The sequence below is a fragment of the Candidatus Aquicultor secundus genome, from assembly GCF_002791875.1.
GTDB lineage: Bacteria > Actinomycetota > Aquicultoria > Aquicultorales > Aquicultoraceae > Aquicultor_A > Aquicultor_A secundus.
In genome coordinates, this window is sequence record NZ_PFNG01000091.1 from 7,621 (window position 1) to 8,679 (window position 1,059).

At 56.9% G+C, this 1,059-nt stretch carries 1 protein-coding gene and 1 pseudogene; both read right to left on the bottom strand.

From position 1 onward, the window contains the following. The coding region (locus tag COY37_RS03795; RefSeq protein WP_286976199.1) for a fumarate hydratase at window positions 1–806 on the bottom strand (806 nt) is incomplete at its 3' end. Between the two features lie 5 nt (window positions 807–811). Beyond that, window positions 812–1,059 (bottom strand): annotated as a pseudogene (locus COY37_RS03800) (hypothetical protein); the annotation flags it as partial.

A 1,059-nucleotide genomic window follows, 5' to 3' on the forward strand; every position in this document is an offset into this window, starting at 1 on the left:
CAGTTGAATGCGATGGCCGCGGGCAGGCAGGCGATATGCGTCGGCATCGTTTCTATTTTTACACCAAGCGCCGTAACCTTTCCACCCAGGCCGGCGGGGCCGATTCCGAGGTTGTTGATCTCGGTGAGAAGCTCGCCCTCAAAGGCTGCCAACTGCGGGTCGGGGTTTTTATCGGAAAGCGGTCTGAGCAGCGCCTTTTTTGCGAGCAGACCGACCTTATCGAAGCTTCCGCCGACCCCAACGCCCACGATAACCGGCGGACATGATTTGGCGGCGTTCTCTGCCATCTCAAGAACGAAGCGCTTTACCGCATCGGCATCTTTTGAGACGGGGAGCATCCGCAAACGCGAGGCGTTCTCGGTGCCGCCACCTTTCGGCATGACGATGATTTTAACTTTATCGCCCGCTACCAGGTCGATGTTGATAAATGCGGGGGTGTTGTCGCCGGTGTTTTCCCTGCCGAAGATCGGGCGGGCCACGATAGACTTGCGCAAAAACCCTTCCGCATAAGCCTGCCGCACGCCCTCGTTGATAGCCTCGGCGATATCGCCCTTAAGCCAGACATCCTGCCCGAGCTGGATAAACACCGAAACGTAGCCGGTATCCTGGCAAATGGGCAGCTTCTCGCTTGCCGCAAGCTCTGCGTTTTGTAGAACCTGCTCGAGCACTTCTCTCCCCGTCGGGGAGGTCTCAACAGCAAGGCTCGCCCTGACCGCTTCAAGCACGTCGGGGCGAAGCCCGGTATTCGCTTTTAGGCAGAGGTCTTTTACGATTCTGGTTAGCTCTGCTGCGGGGATTTCTCGCAAGCCGGTTATCCTCCAATTATCTCTTGCACATCGTCAAGAGAACTTTTCGCTGAGGCTGCGGACTCAAGAAGCTCTTCGCGCTCCTCATCCGTTAACGGGATTTCGACGATTTCCTCGACGCCGTTTGCGCCCAATCGCGCAGGAAGCCCGATATAGAAGCCGTCGATCCCATACTGGCCATGCGCGTACACCGAGCACGGCACTATCTCGTCTTTTTTGTCACTCTTCGAACCACTCTTCGAACCACTCTTCG